Source organism: Pseudoalteromonas sp. bablab_jr010 (assembly GCF_016464105.1).
Lineage (GTDB): Bacteria > Pseudomonadota > Gammaproteobacteria > Enterobacterales > Alteromonadaceae > Pseudoalteromonas > Pseudoalteromonas simplex.
The window spans coordinates 174,015-189,418 of the sequence record NZ_JACDWV010000148.1 but is presented as its reverse complement, the minus strand read 5'-3'; the positions used below and the strand labels follow the sequence as shown (position 1 = coordinate 189,418).

The window sequence follows — 15,404 nt, the reverse complement described above, 5'->3', positions numbered from 1 at the left end:
TATAATTACTGGAATGAGGCAAAGTAATGACTAAGTATAATTTTTGTGCAGGACCGGCAATGCTACCGCCGGCAGTTATGCAAAAAGCACAAAAAGAATTTATAGATTGGCAAGGTTTAGGTGTCTCTGTGATGGAAATTAGCCATCGCAGCAGCGACTTTTTAGCGCTTACCACGAAATGTGAAGCAAGCCTGCGTCGATTAATGAATATTAGCGATGAGTTTGAAGTATTATTTATGCACGGGGGTGGCCGTGGTCAATTCAGTGCTGTGCCACTGAATCTTCACCTTGATGATAAGCCAGCCGTGTACTGTGAAAACGGTGTGTGGTCTAAAGGGGCTACTTCAGAAGCGGCAAAATTCACTGCAGTTGAAAGCATCAATGTACGTGATGATGAGCAGCAAAATGGCCAGTTCTCTATAAAACCAGCAAGCAGCTGGGAATTACCTGCTGATGCGTCATACATTCACTATTGTCCGAATGAAACCGTAGATGGCATTGAAATTTTTGACGTACCATCACACCCATCAGCACCGATTGTGGCTGATATGTCATCGACTATTTTATCGCGCGAGTTTGACGTAAATCAGTTTGATCTTATTTACGCTGGTGCACAAAAGAATATTGGTCCGTCTGGTTTATCGATTGTTATTGTTCGTAAAACGCTTCTTGAGCGAGAAGGTCTTGCAAAGCCAGGTATTCTTGATTACGCATTAGAAGCAAAACAAGGCAGCATGTATAACACACCACCGACATTTGCGTGGTACTTAGCTGCTGAAGTATTTGAATGGCTTGAAGCAAACGGCGGCGTTAAAGCGATGGAAGAACAAAACATCGCAAAAGCAGAACTTCTTTACAGCTACATTGATAGCTCAGGTTTTTACAGCAACAAAGTTGCTAAGCATTGCCGTTCGCGCATGAACGTTCCGTTTTGGTTAAACGACGAATCACTGAATGATAAATTTATTAGTGAATCAAAAGAAGCAGGCTTATTAGCCCTTGAGGGTCACCGTATTGTCGGTGGTATGCGCGCAAGCATTTATAATGCGATGCCACTTGAAGGTGTTCAAGCCTTGGTTAATTTTATGGAAAAATTCGCCAAGGAGAACAGCTAATTATGGAACAGCTTCGTCTTGAACCGATTGCAAAGGTAAATGGTAGTGTGACACTGCCAGGCTCAAAAAGTTTATCAAACCGTATTTTGTTACTAGCTGCTCTTGCTGAGGGCACAACGGTTGTTGAAAACCTACTAGATAGTGATGACATTCGTCACATGCTAGGTGCGTTAAATCTTCTAGGTGTAAATGTATCGCTTAACGAAGATAAAACAGTGGCTACCGTAGAGGGTGTTGCAGGTAAATTTAAAACCCCAAGTGAGCCTTTATTTTTAGGTAATGCCGGTACTGCTTATCGTCCACTAACAGCGGTTTTAGCTGCTGTAGAAGGCGAGTACCAGTTGGTGGGGGAGCCTCGTATGGAAGAGCGCCCAATCGGCCATTTGGTAGATGCACTACAAGCACTCGGTGGTGATGTTGAATACCTTAAGCATAAAGATTATCCACCACTGGCCATAAAAGGCGGCAAAATCAACGGTGGTAAAGTTGAAATTGATGGCAGCATTTCTAGCCAGTTCTTAACAGCGTTACTAATGGCAGCGCCATTATTTAATGGCGATACAGAAATCACCATTAAAGGCACGCTGGTATCAAAGCCTTACATTGATATTACTCTAGATGTAATGAAGCGCTTTGGCGTTACTGTAAGCCATGACAATTACGAAACATTTTACGTTAAAGGCTGTCAGCAGTATCAAGCACTTGAGCGTATTATGGTAGAAGGTGATGCATCAAGCGCCTCTTATTTTGTTGCGGCGGCTGCAATAGCAGGCGGCGAAATTGAAATTAACGGGGTAGGTGCGGCATCTGTTCAAGGTGATATTGGTTTTGCCAAAGTTATGGAGCAAGTAGGCGCTAAAATTGATTGGTACGATGAAAAGCTGGTGGTTCGTAAAGGCGAGCTAAAAGCGGTTGATATTGATGCCAATGCAATCCCTGATGCGGCAATGACACTCGCCACTGTTGCGCTTTTCGCTAAAGGTAAAACAGCAATTCGTAATATCTATAACTGGCGTGTAAAAGAAACAGATCGCTTATATGCCATGGCGACTGAGCTTCGTAAAGTTGGTGCAGAAGTGGTTGAAGGTGAAGATTTCATCGAAATTACACCACCAGACACTTTTAACGATGTAGCGATTGATACCTATAACGATCATCGTATTGCCATGTGTTTTGCAATGGTTGCCGTTGGCGGAAAGCCGATAACCATTAACGATCCTAAGTGTACATACAAAACTTTTCCAACGTTTTTCAAAGTACTAGAGTCTGTCTCAAGTCAATAAAACAGAAGAAAATATAAAAAGTTACATTCTAAATGCGGATCTATTTCTAGAACTGGCGTATAATATCGCGGTTTTATTTTGGTGTGCATTGCAGGAGGTTATAAATGCAGGCGTTATCAATGCCCGTAATCACCATCGATGGCCCAAGTGGTTCAGGTAAAGGAACTGTTTGTCGCTTGTTAGCCGAGAAATTAGGTTGGGATGTATTAGACAGTGGAGCGATTTACCGTGTGCTGTCACTTGCAGCGCTTCATCATCAAATTGAACTAGATAATGAAGATGCGCTAGTTCCGCTAGCTGCAAACTTAGATGTACAGTTTTTGGTCGATAGCCAAACGCATACTTCTAAAATTGTCTTGGAAGGCGAAGACGTCACAACCACAATTCGTAACGAAGAAGTGGGTGCTGCGGCATCAAAAATTGCTGCATTACCACGGGTGAGAGAAGCATTATTACGTCGTCAACGTGCGTTTCGTACTGAGAGCGGCTTAATTGCCGATGGTCGTGACATGGGCACAGTTGTGTTCCCAGATGCACCATTGAAGATTTATTTAACCGCATCAGCTGAAGAGCGCGCTCGTCGTCGCTTTGCTGAGTTGAACGAACGCGGTCTTGATGTTACACTAAGTGGTCTACTTGAGGACATAAAAGCTCGCGATCACCGTGATATGACGCGTGAAGTTGCGCCGCTTGTTCCTGCAGAAGACGCCATTGAGCTCGATACTAGCGAGCTTAATGCAATGCAAGTGTTTGATAAAGTTGTAACTTTACTCGACGAAGCCGTACTTGCAGGAAAGCTTCCAAAAGCTTAAAAGTAATTTATTAAGGTGCCGGCAGGAAGCCAGTGCTATTTTAACAACCCCATGCAGCATGGTTGCTAATTGGTTATTTAATTATTTAGAGACGTATAATGTCAGAAAATTTTGCGCAGTTATTTGAAGAAAGCCTTAAGGGTTTTGAAGCAGAGCAAGGCTCTATCGTTAAAGGTACTGTTATCTCAATCGAGAACAACATCGTACTTGTTGATGCTGGTCTTAAATCTGAAAGTGCAATCCCTGCTGAGCAATTCAAAAATGCTGCTGGTGAACTAGAAGTTGCTGTTGGCGACGAAGTAGATGTTGCTTTAGACGCAATCGAAGACGGTTTCGGTGAAACTATCCTTTCTCGTGAGAAAGCGAAGCGTCACGAAGCGTGGATCCGCTTAGAAAAAGCATGTGAAGAGCAAGAGACTGTTACTGGTGTTATCAACGGTAAAGTTAAAGGCGGTTTCACTGTTGAAGTTGATTCAATCCGTGCCTTCCTACCTGGTTCACTTGTTGATGTTCGTCCAGTACGTGACACAACTCACCTTGAAGGTAAAGAGCTTGAGTTCAAAGTAATCAAGCTTGACCAAAAACGTAACAACGTTGTTGTTTCTCGCCGTGCAGTTATCGAATCAGAGAACTCACAAGAGCGTGAAGAACTTCTTGCTAACCTTGTTGAAGGTCAAGAAGTTAAAGGTATCGTTAAGAACCTTACTGACTACGGTGCGTTCGTTGACCTTGGTGGTGTTGACGGTCTACTACACATCACAGACATGGCGTGGAAGCGTGTTAAGCACCCTTCAGAAATCGTTAATGTTGGCGACGAAATCGCAGTTAAAGTTCTTAAATTCGACAAAGAAAAGACTCGTGTATCTCTAGGCCTTAAACAGCTTGGCGAAGATCCATGGGCAGCTATCGCTGGTCGTTACCCAGAAGGTTCTAAACTTTCTGGTCGTGTAACTAACCTTACTGACTACGGTTGTTTCGTTGAAATCGAAGAAGGCGTAGAAGGTCTAGTACACGTTTCTGAAATGGATTGGACTAACAAGAACATCCACCCTTCAAAAGTTGTTTCACTAGGTGACACTGTTGAAGTTATGGTTCTTGAAATCGACGAAGAGCGTCGTCGTATTTCTCTTGGTCTTAAGCAATGTATTGCTAACCCATGGCAAGAATTTGCTCGTCTACAAAACAAAGGCGACCAAGTTACTGGTAAGATCAAATCAATCACTGACTTCGGTATCTTCATCGGTCTTGAAGGCGGTATTGACGGTCTTGTTCACCTTTCAGACATTTCTTGGAACACGCCAGGCGAAGAAGCTGTACGTGAATTCAAGAAAGGCGACGAAATCACTGCTATCGTATTACAAGTTGACCCAGAGCGTGAGCGTATCTCTCTAGGTGTTAAACAAATCGAAGCTGACCCATTCAATAACTACCTGGACGCAAACAAAAAAGGTGCTATTGTTAAAGGTAAAGTGACTGAAGTTGATGCGAAAGGCGCAACTGTTGAGCTAATCGAAGGCGTTGAAGGTTACATCCGTGTAGCTGATATCGCTCAAGAGCGTGTTGAAGATGCTACTACTGTAGTTTCTGTAGGCGACGAAATCGAAGCGAAATACGTTGGTGTTGATCGTAAGAACCGCACTTTAAGCTTATCTGTTAAAGCTCTTTTCGAAGCAGAAGAGAAAGAAGTACTAGAGAAGCTTAAGAAAGAAGAGCCAGCGTTCGAAAACGCTATGGCTGCAGCATTCAAAAATGCTCAAAAAGACTAATATCTAGTCTTTTAAAATTGGAAGGGCAGTTTTGCCCTTCCTTTACCACTCTTTAAGGAAACGCTATGACTAAGTCAGAATTGATAGAACAACTTGCCGAGCAACACGCACACATCCCTGTGAAAGATGTTGAAAATGCCGTTAAAGAAATTCTTGAACAAATGGCCGGCTCATTATCTAGCTCAGATCGCATTGAGATCCGTGGCTTTGGAAGTTTCTCATTGCATTATCGTTCTCCTCGCACAGGTCGTAATCCAAAGACTGGCGAAACAGTTGAGTTAGACGGTAAGCACGTACCACATTTTAAACCAGGTAAAGAATTACGTGACCGCGTAAATGCGAGTATTGCCTAGTTTTATACAGGAGTAGTTACTTGTTTAGGGTATTAAAAATTGTATTAATTGCGCTGTGTTTATTTATTGCGTTTGTACTTGGTTCACAGAATCCACAATTGGTGCAAATCAATTATTTAATCGCGAGTAATACTTTGCCCCTAGCTGTTGTAATAAGTATCTGCTTTATTTTAGGTGTCGCAATTGGTTGTTTTATAAGCTTTACACTGTTTTCTCAGTTAAAGTGGCAAAATTATCGCTTAAAGAAAAAATTAGCGCCTGAAAAAAACAATAAAAAGCTTGTTGCTAATAAAGACACCTAATCATGATTGAGCTTCTGTTTTTACTTTTACCCGTTGCAGCCGGTTACGGTTGGATAATGGGTAAAAACAGCGCTAAAAACCAAGCTCATCAGCTTAATCGCCAAATCACCTCTGAATATTCTAAAGGCCTTAAATTTCTCTTAGACAGAGAAGAAGACCAAGGCTTAGAACACCTGATCAATCTACTTGAAGTTGCCGCTGATTCAGTTGAGCATTATTCAACGCTTGCAACTATGTTCCGCCGCCGTGGCGAACTTGACCGCGCCATTAAAATTCATGAGCTGCTATTAAAACATCCAAGTCTTGATGAGCAACAAGCTGCAACCAGCCGCTTAGAACTTGCTGAAGATTACATAATGGCAGGCTTGTTAGATGGTGCAGAAGAGCATTTAGTATGGCTTGTTAAGGCAGGCTATAAAGAAGCGTTAGAGCCAATTATTAATCTTTATTCACAAACCCGTGAATGGGAAAAGGGCATTAACATGTACGAGGCCCATAGTGAGTTGTTCACTAAACCTCAGCATGTAAAAGCGATTGCCAATTTTTATTGTGAAGCAGCCTTACAAGATAATGATACGCAGATTATGCGTAAAGCCATTAGCTTAAACCACAAAGCTATTCGCCCATTGTATGAGCTTGGCCACAGTGCTTTCACTAAAGAAGATTATGTAAAAGCAATTTACTATTGGCGCGAGCTTATTAGCCAGTTCACGTTTTTTGCGCCGGTATTTATTGAAGAATTAGCGCTGAGCTATCAAAAACTTAACTTAACGCATCAGTTTTACGAATTACTCAATGAACTGCTCGATAAAGGTGGCGTATTAATAAAAATAAAACACTGCCAAGCTTTACTTGAGCAAGGCCACATCGAGCAAGCAATTAAATTTTTAACGGATAGTTTAAAGCGTCATCCGACTATTCGTGGCTTTAGCTTTTTATTACAGCTACTTGCCAAACAAAACAACGATATTAAAGATGTACTCGATCAAATTGATAAGCTAGTTACGTCTTATATCGCAACCAAACCTGATTTTCAGTGCCAACACTGTGGCTTTACCAGTCATACCATTTATTGGGTATGTCCATCTTGTAAGCACTGGGAAACAATTGTTCCAAGCCGTGGCATAGACGGTTTTTAATTCATATTAGTCCATTAGTTTTTAGGAAAGTTATGTCTGTCGAAGATTCAAAAAAAGTATTAATTGCCCTTGATTATGATGATCAACAAACAGCTCTTGCGTTTGTAAAGCAATTATCGCCTGATACGTGTCGCCTTAAAGTAGGCAAAGAAATGTTCACGTATTTTGGCCCTAGCTTTGTTAAGGAACTAATCGACTTAGGTTTTGATGTATTCTTAGACCTAAAATTTCACGATATTCCAAACACAGTGGCTAAAGCTGTAACAGCAGCTGCCAAAATGGGTGTTTGGATGGTTAACGTACACGCCTCTGGTGGCGTTGAAATGATGACTAAAGCAAAACAAGCTTTAGTGCAGTTTGGTGATGATGCTCCATTACTGATTGCAGTAACTGTACTAACTAGTATGGATGCCGCTGAGCTTACTCGTTTAGGTGTAGATAAAACACCAGAAGAGCAAGTAATTTATCTAGCAAAACTTGCCAAAGAGTCAGGCCTTGACGGGGTAGTGTGCTCAGCACAAGAAGCGAAAAAGCTAAAAGCAGAACTCGGCGCAGACTTTAAACTGGTTACTCCGGGTATTCGCCCAGCAGGCAGCGATGCAGGTGACCAAAAGCGCATCATGACACCAAAACAAGCTGTAGAAGATGGCAGCGACTATTTAGTTGTAGGCCGCCCAATCACTCAATCGGCAGACCCAGTTGCGACACTAAAAGAAATTAACGACTCACTAAAATAACCTTCATTATTTTAAAATAGTTTCTAAAGAGCATTGTATGTGTGATTTATATCGCGTTAAATACAGTGCTCTTTTTGTATGGCTAGCTTAAGTCAGCGAAAGAAAACATATTAAGCGTGTTAATGTTAAGGTCTCAGCTTTAGCCCGATGTAAGATGTTTTTGTGCAAGTAGGAAAACATAGTTATGGTCAATACGTATTCCATTTTGATCATTTGCAAATAATGAGTGTTTATAAATTAGTTAAACACTGTTTTTTAACTGTCATAATTCATGGTAGTTAAATTACATGCCTTATTCTCGGTATGTAAAATTCTTGAATTTTCGCTTTACCTTTTTTTAGAATTAAGTAACTGACTTTTAATCTATTTTGCTCTGCTATTCTCGTTTAATGAAAAATATTGATTCTCGATTAAGTAAATTCTCGGTATTGGGGTGACGAATTTTTATTGCCACCCATCTCAGAAGTTAGTAAGTTGATAATGTTATTATAAATTTAAATATATATTTACTTAGATTAGGGTAATCACTTGCGAGTGTTTATCGGTATTTTTGGTAAAATGTTGTTATGTGCTTTAATAAGTCTGAGCATAACTCAAGCGAGGAGAAAGTAATTTGACATTAGATGGATATAGAAAAGAATTTGAACAATCTTCAAACAGATCTATTTCAATGCCGGTTGCTGGAGCCATTATTTGGGGTTTAGTTGGGCTTTTAAGTACACAATTTAGCGCAAATATTTCTATATATATTCTACTTTTTGCAACAGGCGGTATTTTTCCTATAGCTTTATTAATTGCTAAATTTAGAAAAGAGAACTTAGTTTCCTCATCTAACCCTTTAGCAAAACTAATGGGCTTATGCATAATTATGGTTAATCTTCTTTGGGCTGTCCATATACCATTACTTTTAAATGCACCTGAATTTGTTCCTTTGAGTTTAGGCGTTGGCTTAGGACTTCATTGGGTAGTTTATTCTTGGATCGTTAACCATCCTGTTGGCTTAATACATGCTGTGTTAAGAAGCATTTTAATTGTAGCAGCTTGGTATTTATTTCCTAACAGCAGTATTTTAGCTATCTCTTGTGTTATCGTTGTGACTTATTTAATTAGTATTTATCAAATGTTAACTAGGGATATAGCAAGCACATAGCAAGCCAATCAAGATGGAAATTTACAGTGTACTGTTTTCGCCCCGCTCAACTATTTTATTTAGCAAACTATAAATTTCCCCTTATTGGGGCGTTATAGCACGGGTTGTATCACAAATATTAAGCTCGGCCGTGGCAGTGAATATGCTTCAAGGTTATTCGTAAGGAAAATATTAGTACATGGAAAAATTTCTTCTCGCAATTTTAGTAATTCCACTCCTTATTGGGTTTGTAATTTTTTCTGTTAATTCAGTCTCTGAGTTTAGTAAATCATTAGAAAATTGTTCTCATCCATTGCTTGTTAGATGTTTCCCATTTTTATTTCTAACTAATAACTTCTTCAATTCAATTGCGATTTCACATAAAAAAGAGGCTTTTAAAAACCTAGGACTGGCTTTATTGTGCTGGCTAACTCAGCTGTTATTTTGTATGTTGCCCATCAATTCCAATATGTATAAGAAGCTAATGTATAGCGGTGGACTTGAGTAAGGAACTATTTGAGGCAAGTTTGAATTAGTGTATTGCCCATGTGATGCCACTTATAAACTTATTTTGCTATTGAAAAATGGTAATCTTCTAATTAAGGTTTTAGGAGAAATCGTTGAAGATGGCAGCTGTAGGCCGCCCAATCACCCAACCGGCAGACCCAGTTGCTACACGAAAATAGTCTTTAAAGAGCATTGTATGCGTGATTTATATCGCGCGTTATACAATGCTCTTTTTGTTTGTTGGCAATTTGAAAAATACTCTAGGTTATCTACAAGCGAGAATCAGATGATCGAGCCAACTCGTTTTTGGACAAAAACACGTTAGAGTATTTAATCAGTAACGCCGCCAGCAGTGGCCGAGTGAAGCCAGGTCCAGCGACCGCAGGGAGCGATGCTGGGTGGCCTTGTTATATTTTCCGGAGTTTAGCGACCAACTCATTGCCGACCCCCTCTAACTTGTTATTTAGATCTACTGGAATACTGACTTCTGTTTGATTGGAAAGCGATGACTTTAAACATAACATTAACTGAATCGAGTGATCTAATAGATCAAGTACTTTGTTAGATGAAATACCATGCTTTACCGAGCTACTGCTTGACACTAAGGTAGGCTTGTCGTTGTGAGCAACCTTTAGGTCTCGGTAATCTTGAATATTGATTTCTTGTTTTAGTTTGGTGGTTTCGTCTCGATGAATGTTTGCCTTATCAGTTAAAGACGCCTTATACTTTTCGACGATATTTCTTTGAGACAAGTACTCGTATTTTTGATTTTTAGTTTTATAGCAATCAGTGTCGAACAACCTCGATAATGAAATTAGGATTTCATCATGCATTGAACGCTGGATTACTGAAAAAGCTTTACCAGCTTGTTCGGATAAGACAGAGACGGATGATTCTTTCTCGAAGAGCTCCGAATACAACACTACCGACCTTCTTATTCTTGTTGCTTCAATTGTGTAGCTATCAATATCTTCCATGCTCGATCTCTCAAAAAATATAACGCCCATATTAACAGGCTAAAAATTGCTGGTTATACTTAGCGACGCAGGAGCAAAACCAGCTGTTTTTAGTCCTGTTGAATTGCTTGTTAGAATTTTATGTCTCTGGGTTTTCTTCATTAGCCAAAAGCCTTTCTTCCCAGTCAGGAATAAACTCTGCAAGATCGACTACTTTTTCTTTTATTTCAACTTTCATTTCTATTTCAACAATCAAAGGTTCAGGAAATGAATCTGCAAATATCTTTGCAACTGCTGATAAAGTTGATGTTTTCGGGCTTGAATAATAAAGGTTTGTTTTAATTGCTCTGGTACGCTGAGGCTGTATTGCGTCCCAATCAAAACTAATTTGCCACCCTTTGTCAGTTTTAGTTAATATATCTGAATCAAGCTTTGCTAATTTAGATTTTGATTTGTGTTCGTAAGAGATGAATAAATTAGTCCACGCTGAACCAAGAAAACCTTTAGTTGTAGAATCTGTTAGGGTTGCATCTTTCGATGAAGATTCGAGATTTAGCTCTATATAAAGATTTCGTATACCCGATGATCCTGAGTTATCAATAGCTAAATTAATTGGAACGATAGATTGTTGTTTAACCTTTTTATCTAGAAGTAATTTTATTTCTTTCTTTTTATCAGTTGGAACCGCTGTCAAATCTTTTACTACTTGTTTTTCTACAACCATTTTTGCTTTTTTTCCAAGCAACTCATTGGTATCTAAGGAAAGAAATTCAAACGATAATGGTGTTTTGGTGCTCCCCTCATTTTTCTGTAAATCTCTAACTCTAAGCTCCAATTGTTTAGAAAACTTATCTCTAAACTCAATGACTGACTTATAGTTTTCAATTAAACCTTTAGGGTATGTTTTAGTTTTAAAATCCTTAAGTTTCTCCACTTGGGACAAATCCAAAAGATCAGGGTCAATTCCAGCTTTTGAGAAATATAGCATAACAGGTTTTCCTGCATCCCCAACTCTAGCTATTTCTTCAAGTGTTCCACTATCAGCTTCTCCTGTTGGCGACCCTAAGCGAGTCCAAAAAACACCGACTAACAAATCACACTGGTCTACTATAGTTCGATTAATAACCTCTTGAGGACGAGTCCCATATTCGGGAGCAGTATGAGTTTCCCACCTTAAAGGGAGTAAAGTAACTTTCCTTGAAAAAGAGTAGAGATCATTCCATTCTTGGATCACTCTAACTGCAATTTCTCGTTCTTCTTCCACATCTGATGGGGAAGCAATTAATATCCTATACACTCGGCTGTCGTATGCCACGAGACTCTCCTAAAATTCTAACATCTTATAGCGAGCTAATCGCGCGTTTTTCTACCACAGCGTAGCTCGTTTTTCTTATTAGATTATTTTTAACAAACTTGTTAACTAATTGCCAGTGTTATTAAAATTTAGGAGTTCTCGCTTTTACCTCAGGATAAAAACGAGCGATTGGGTCGTTTACTGACGATGCAAGTAATAAACTTTGACGAAATAGAAAAGCAATTGTGACCGTCCGTACATCTCTCTTTCGAGGCATTTGCATAAACACGTTTTGGGGCAGTAATGAGTTAATCCGGAAATGTTGGTTTTGGAACAATACCGACTTCCACTTTTAAATGAATAGTACTCAAAATAACGTTAGAAAACTTATAGCACCCGTACGTTAAAGCTATAAACCAATAAAAATAAAAAAAGAGTAAAGCGTTCACTTTACTCTTTCAGATAATTCAATATCTTGTTGACTCGCAACTCGCAACTCGCAACTCGCAACTCGCAACTCGCAACTCGCAACTCGCAACTCGCAACTCGCAACTCGCAACTCGCAACTCGCAACTCGCAACTCGCAACTCGCAACTCGCAACTTATTTCAATCTAATCGACGTTGCTTCAATCTCAATTAAACCTTGCTTAAACAAACCACCAATAGCTTTTTTGTAGTTTGCTTTACTGGTCGAGAAAGTCTTTTTAATTGCTTCTGGGTCTGACTTATCACCTAAGTGAAGTACGCCGCCTTCGGCTTTTAATTTAGCTAAGATTTTTTCGCCTAAGTCGTTTACTTTACCCATGCCTGGCTTTTCAAGAAGTACGTCGATTTTGCCGTCTTCACGTACTTTTTGAATAAAGCCTTTTAAGCGCTGGCCAACAAATAGCTTTTTAAATACGGTGTTGTAGTAAACCACGCCAATGTGGGCTTCGTTCACGAGTACTTTGTAACCAAGGTCTGTTTTACCGGCAACGATTAAGTCAACTTCTTCCATTACTGAGTAAGTTGGTGCTTCTTTCGATAAAAACTTATTAAAGTTACTCGATGCACAAATACGTTGGCTGGCGTTATCTAGGTATAAACGTACAAGATACGAAAAGCCGTCTTTCATTTTTGGCTTTTGTTCGTTGTATGGCGCTAGTACGTCTTTTTCGAGGCCCCAATCCAAAAACGCACCAGTGCTGTTGATGGCTTTAACACGTAGTAGGGCATATTCGCCCACTTCAGCTAAAGGTTTTTTTGTGGTACCGGTTGGGTGACCTGCGTGATCTAAGTAAATGAATACTTGAACGCTGTCGCCAGCTTCTAGTTCGTAATCAATTTCTTTGCTTGGCAAGAATACTTCGCCTAAATCACGGCCATCTAAATAAGCACCTTCGTTAGACATTTCGTTAACGAAAAGGGTTTGTGTGGTTCCTAAAATACTCATTGTTATTCCTGTTCTGGCTTTTTCTTACGGCGCATTGGAGCAAAACCATCTACATCAATTGGTGCTTGAATAGGGGCTTTAGGCTTTTTAGGGGCTGCTTTGCGTTTTGGTTTTGCAGGTTTAGCTGCCACTTTTTTCTCTGCTTTTTTCCAAACTGTGTTTGGTTTTTTCTCACGCAAACCTTTAAATTTACCAACAAGGCCGTCAACGGTGAAAAAGCTTAATTCATCATTTAAAAATGCTTTAATTGCTTTGTAGCTTGGCCAATCTTTCGGGCCTACTAACGAAATAGCAGTTCCTTTAAAGCCTGCGCGACCAGTACGACCAATACGGTGCACATATTCTTCAGCATGTTTTGGTAGGTCAAAATTAATTACGTGGGTGACGCTTAATAAATCAAGACCACGCGATGCAACATCGGTGGTGATCAAAATTTTAAAGTTTTCACGGCTGTAGGCATCCATGATTTCAAGGCGCTTAGCCTGTGTTAAGTCACCCGCAAGCGCTTGCGCTTTAAAGCCTTTATCATTTAATAGCTGGCTTAAACGTTGAGTATCTGCACGTGTTGCGGTGAAAATAATGCATTGGCCAACATTGTCTTGTTTTACAAAGTGCTCAAGTAGGGCTTCTTTGTGATCTAAGTGATCAGCTAAATAAAGTTGCTGAGTAATGTCACTATGTTGCTCGTTTGATGCACTTAACAGAATTTGTTTTGGTGATCGTAAAAGGTTACGTGACAAAGCATCAACTTGTGCATGGTCAAGGGTTGCTGAAAACAATAACGTTTGGCGTAAACGGTGATCAGCAAGCTCGTTAATCATTTTAACTTGATCGGTAAAGCCTAAATCTAAAATACGGTCAGCTTCATCAAAAATTAAAAGCTCTAAGCCTGAAAGCTGTAATGAGCGTTGACTCAAATGGTCAGCTAAACGCCCTGGTGTGCCCACCACAAAATGTGGGTCTTTACGAAGAGCCTTTATTTGGTCATTAAAGTTTTCACCACCCAGTACTTTTACAGCACTAATATTTGTACCGGCAATTAATAGCCTTAATTGGCTGTACACTTGGGTTGCTAATTCGCGGGTAGGCGCAACGATTAAAACGCGAGGGTCGCGTTTACTGAGTGCTTTTTGTTTCATTACGCGCTGTACAGCAGGTAATAAAAACGCCAGCGTTTTGCCCGATCCTGTTTTTGACTGTGCAAAAATATCATGGCCTGCGATAGCTGTTGGTACCGCGTGAGCTTGAATGTCAGTGGGCTGGGTGATGCCTTGATGCGCAAGTTGTTTTTCGAGGCGTGTATCAATCCCAAGTTCAGTAAAATGCAATGCGTAATCTCCGATGAGCAAAATTTGTAAATCCTGTTCATTATAACGCACTTGCCTCACTTGGAGACAGTAAAAACACAGCTATTTCGCATCAGTTTTTGCAATTATCACTAATTCGCGTAAAATACGCGCCCTCAATGCGCCGGATTTGCGATTCGGTTAACGCCCCACATGGGCATTTAAAGCAAAAGGTAAAACCATGACTGCTGTTCATAAAGACAATGTAACTAGCGAGCACTTTGTTGTTTGCGCACTTTACAAATTTGTAGCCCTTCCTGATTTTGAAGCGATTCGCCAACCACTACTAAAAGTAATGGAAGACAATGAAGTACGCGGTACTTTGTTACTTGCGGCTGAAGGTATCAACGGTACTGTTTCTGCTAAACGTGAAGGTATCGATAACCTACTTGCATGGTTAGATTCACAACCAAACCTAGACAACATTGTGACTAAAGAGTCATATGATGATGAATGCCCGTTCTACCGTACTAAGGTAAAACTGAAAAAAGAAATCGTAACTATGGGTGTTGAAGGTATCGACCCACGTGAAGTAGTGGGTACATACGTAAAACCAGCTGATTGGAATGCATTAATTTCAGACCCTGAAGTGATTCTTATCGATACACGTAACGATTACGAAATTGAGATCGGTACTTTCCAAAATGCGGTTGATCCAAACACGAAGACATTCCGTGAATTCCCAGCGTGGGCGAAAGAAAACCTAGACCCAGAAAAGCACAAGAAAGTTGCTATGTTCTGTACCGGTGGTATTCGCTGTGAAAAATCAACTGCGTACATGAAAGAGCAAGGCTTTGACGAAGTATTCCACCTTGAAGGCGGTATTCTTAAGTACTTAGAAGAAGTACCAAAAGAAGAAACCATGTGGGAAGGTGAGTGTTTTGTATTTGATAACCGTGTAGCGGTAAATCACGATTTACAAAAAGGCTCTTACGACCAATGTCATGCGTGTCGTATGCCTATCACTGAAGAAGAAAAGCAAAAGCCTGAATACATGGAAGGTGTATCGTGTCATCACTGTCACGACAGCCTAACAGAAGAGCAACGTGCCCGTTTTGCTGAGCGTCAAAAGCAAATCGAATTAGCACAAGCGCGTGGTGAAGGTCACATTGGTAACGAAGCGCAAGAAGTTCTTCGTAAGCGTAAAGAAGCCAAAAAAGCGCAAAAAGAAGCACAGCGCCAACAGTAATTGTTAGCTTTATGAATTGATAGAAACCCCAGCATAGTCTGGG

General features: G+C 40.1%; 14 protein-coding genes. 10 read left to right on the top strand and 4 right to left on the bottom strand.

Going from position 1 to position 15,404, the window contains the following annotated elements; translation table 11 throughout:
* Positions 1–26: 26 nt before the first annotated feature.
* From serC to JIG37_RS14285, 9 genes are all read left to right on the top strand, one after another.
* Positions 27–1,115, top strand: coding sequence for a 3-phosphoserine/phosphohydroxythreonine transaminase (serC, locus tag JIG37_RS14325; protein ID WP_187489244.1), 1,089 nt, complete (start codon positions 27–29; stop codon positions 1,113–1,115).
* A gap of 2 nt (positions 1,116–1,117) precedes the next feature.
* Entirely contained in the window at positions 1,118–2,398 is a 1,281-nt protein-coding gene (aroA, locus tag JIG37_RS14320) for a 3-phosphoshikimate 1-carboxyvinyltransferase (protein WP_199529664.1), read from the top strand.
* Between the two features lie 104 nt (positions 2,399–2,502).
* Positions 2,503–3,210 (top strand): (d)CMP kinase, encoded by a 708-nt coding sequence (cmk, locus tag JIG37_RS14315; protein ID WP_058585079.1) that lies wholly within the window; start codon positions 2,503–2,505, stop codon positions 3,208–3,210.
* A 98-nt stretch (positions 3,211–3,308) separates the two neighbouring features.
* Positions 3,309–4,976: a 30S ribosomal protein S1 gene (gene rpsA / locus JIG37_RS14310; protein WP_063528811.1), complete on the top strand. Its 1,668-nt coding sequence runs from the start codon at positions 3,309–3,311 to the stop codon at positions 4,974–4,976.
* Between the two features lie 65 nt (positions 4,977–5,041).
* On the top strand, positions 5,042–5,329 hold the full coding sequence (gene ihfB, locus JIG37_RS14305; protein ID WP_036968575.1) for an integration host factor subunit beta: 288 nt from the start codon (positions 5,042–5,044) through the stop codon (positions 5,327–5,329).
* Positions 5,330–5,349: 20 nt separating this feature from the next.
* Positions 5,350–5,631 (top strand): LapA family protein, encoded by a 282-nt coding sequence (locus JIG37_RS14300; protein ID WP_054551349.1) that lies wholly within the window; start codon positions 5,350–5,352, stop codon positions 5,629–5,631.
* 2 nt (positions 5,632–5,633) lie between these two features.
* Positions 5,634–6,770, top strand: a complete 1,137-nt coding sequence (gene lapB / locus JIG37_RS14295) for a lipopolysaccharide assembly protein LapB (protein WP_058585078.1) — start codon at positions 5,634–5,636, stop codon at positions 6,768–6,770.
* A 32-nt stretch (positions 6,771–6,802) separates the two neighbouring features.
* Positions 6,803–7,507 carry an orotidine-5'-phosphate decarboxylase gene (gene pyrF, locus JIG37_RS14290; protein ID WP_199529663.1) on the top strand — a complete coding sequence of 235 codons (705 nt, stop codon included), beginning with the start codon at positions 6,803–6,805 and terminating at the stop codon, positions 7,505–7,507.
* 613 nt (positions 7,508–8,120) lie between these two features.
* Positions 8,121–8,657 (top strand): hypothetical protein, encoded by a 537-nt coding sequence (locus tag JIG37_RS14285; protein ID WP_199529662.1) that lies wholly within the window; start codon positions 8,121–8,123, stop codon positions 8,655–8,657.
* Positions 8,658–9,550: 893 nt separating this feature from the next.
* Here JIG37_RS14285 and JIG37_RS14280 read toward each other — a convergent pair.
* The 4 genes from JIG37_RS14280 to JIG37_RS14265 form a co-directional block, all read right to left on the bottom strand.
* The gene (locus JIG37_RS14280) at positions 9,551–10,120 is read right to left on the bottom strand and encodes a hypothetical protein (RefSeq protein WP_199529661.1); all 570 of its coding nucleotides are present in this window, start codon (positions 10,118–10,120) and stop codon (positions 9,551–9,553) included.
* Between the two features lie 118 nt (positions 10,121–10,238).
* A complete protein-coding gene (locus tag JIG37_RS14275; protein WP_199529660.1) occupies positions 10,239–11,414 on the bottom strand; it encodes a hypothetical protein in 1,176 nt (391 codons plus the stop codon).
* Positions 11,415–11,995: 581 nt separating this feature from the next.
* Positions 11,996–12,826 carry a S1-like domain-containing RNA-binding protein gene (locus JIG37_RS14270; RefSeq protein ID WP_199529659.1) on the bottom strand — a complete coding sequence of 277 codons (831 nt, stop codon included), beginning with the start codon at positions 12,824–12,826 and terminating at the stop codon, positions 11,996–11,998.
* A 2-nt stretch (positions 12,827–12,828) separates the two neighbouring features.
* Positions 12,829–14,154, bottom strand: a complete 1,326-nt coding sequence (locus JIG37_RS14265) for a DEAD/DEAH box helicase (RefSeq protein WP_199529763.1) — start codon at positions 14,152–14,154, stop codon at positions 12,829–12,831.
* A gap of 199 nt (positions 14,155–14,353) precedes the next feature.
* Here JIG37_RS14265 and JIG37_RS14260 point away from each other — a divergent pair, with 199 nt between their 5' ends.
* A complete protein-coding gene (locus JIG37_RS14260; RefSeq protein ID WP_055197229.1) occupies positions 14,354–15,361 on the top strand; it encodes a rhodanese-related sulfurtransferase in 1,008 nt (335 codons plus the stop codon).
* The last annotated feature ends 43 nt before the right edge of the window (positions 15,362–15,404 follow it).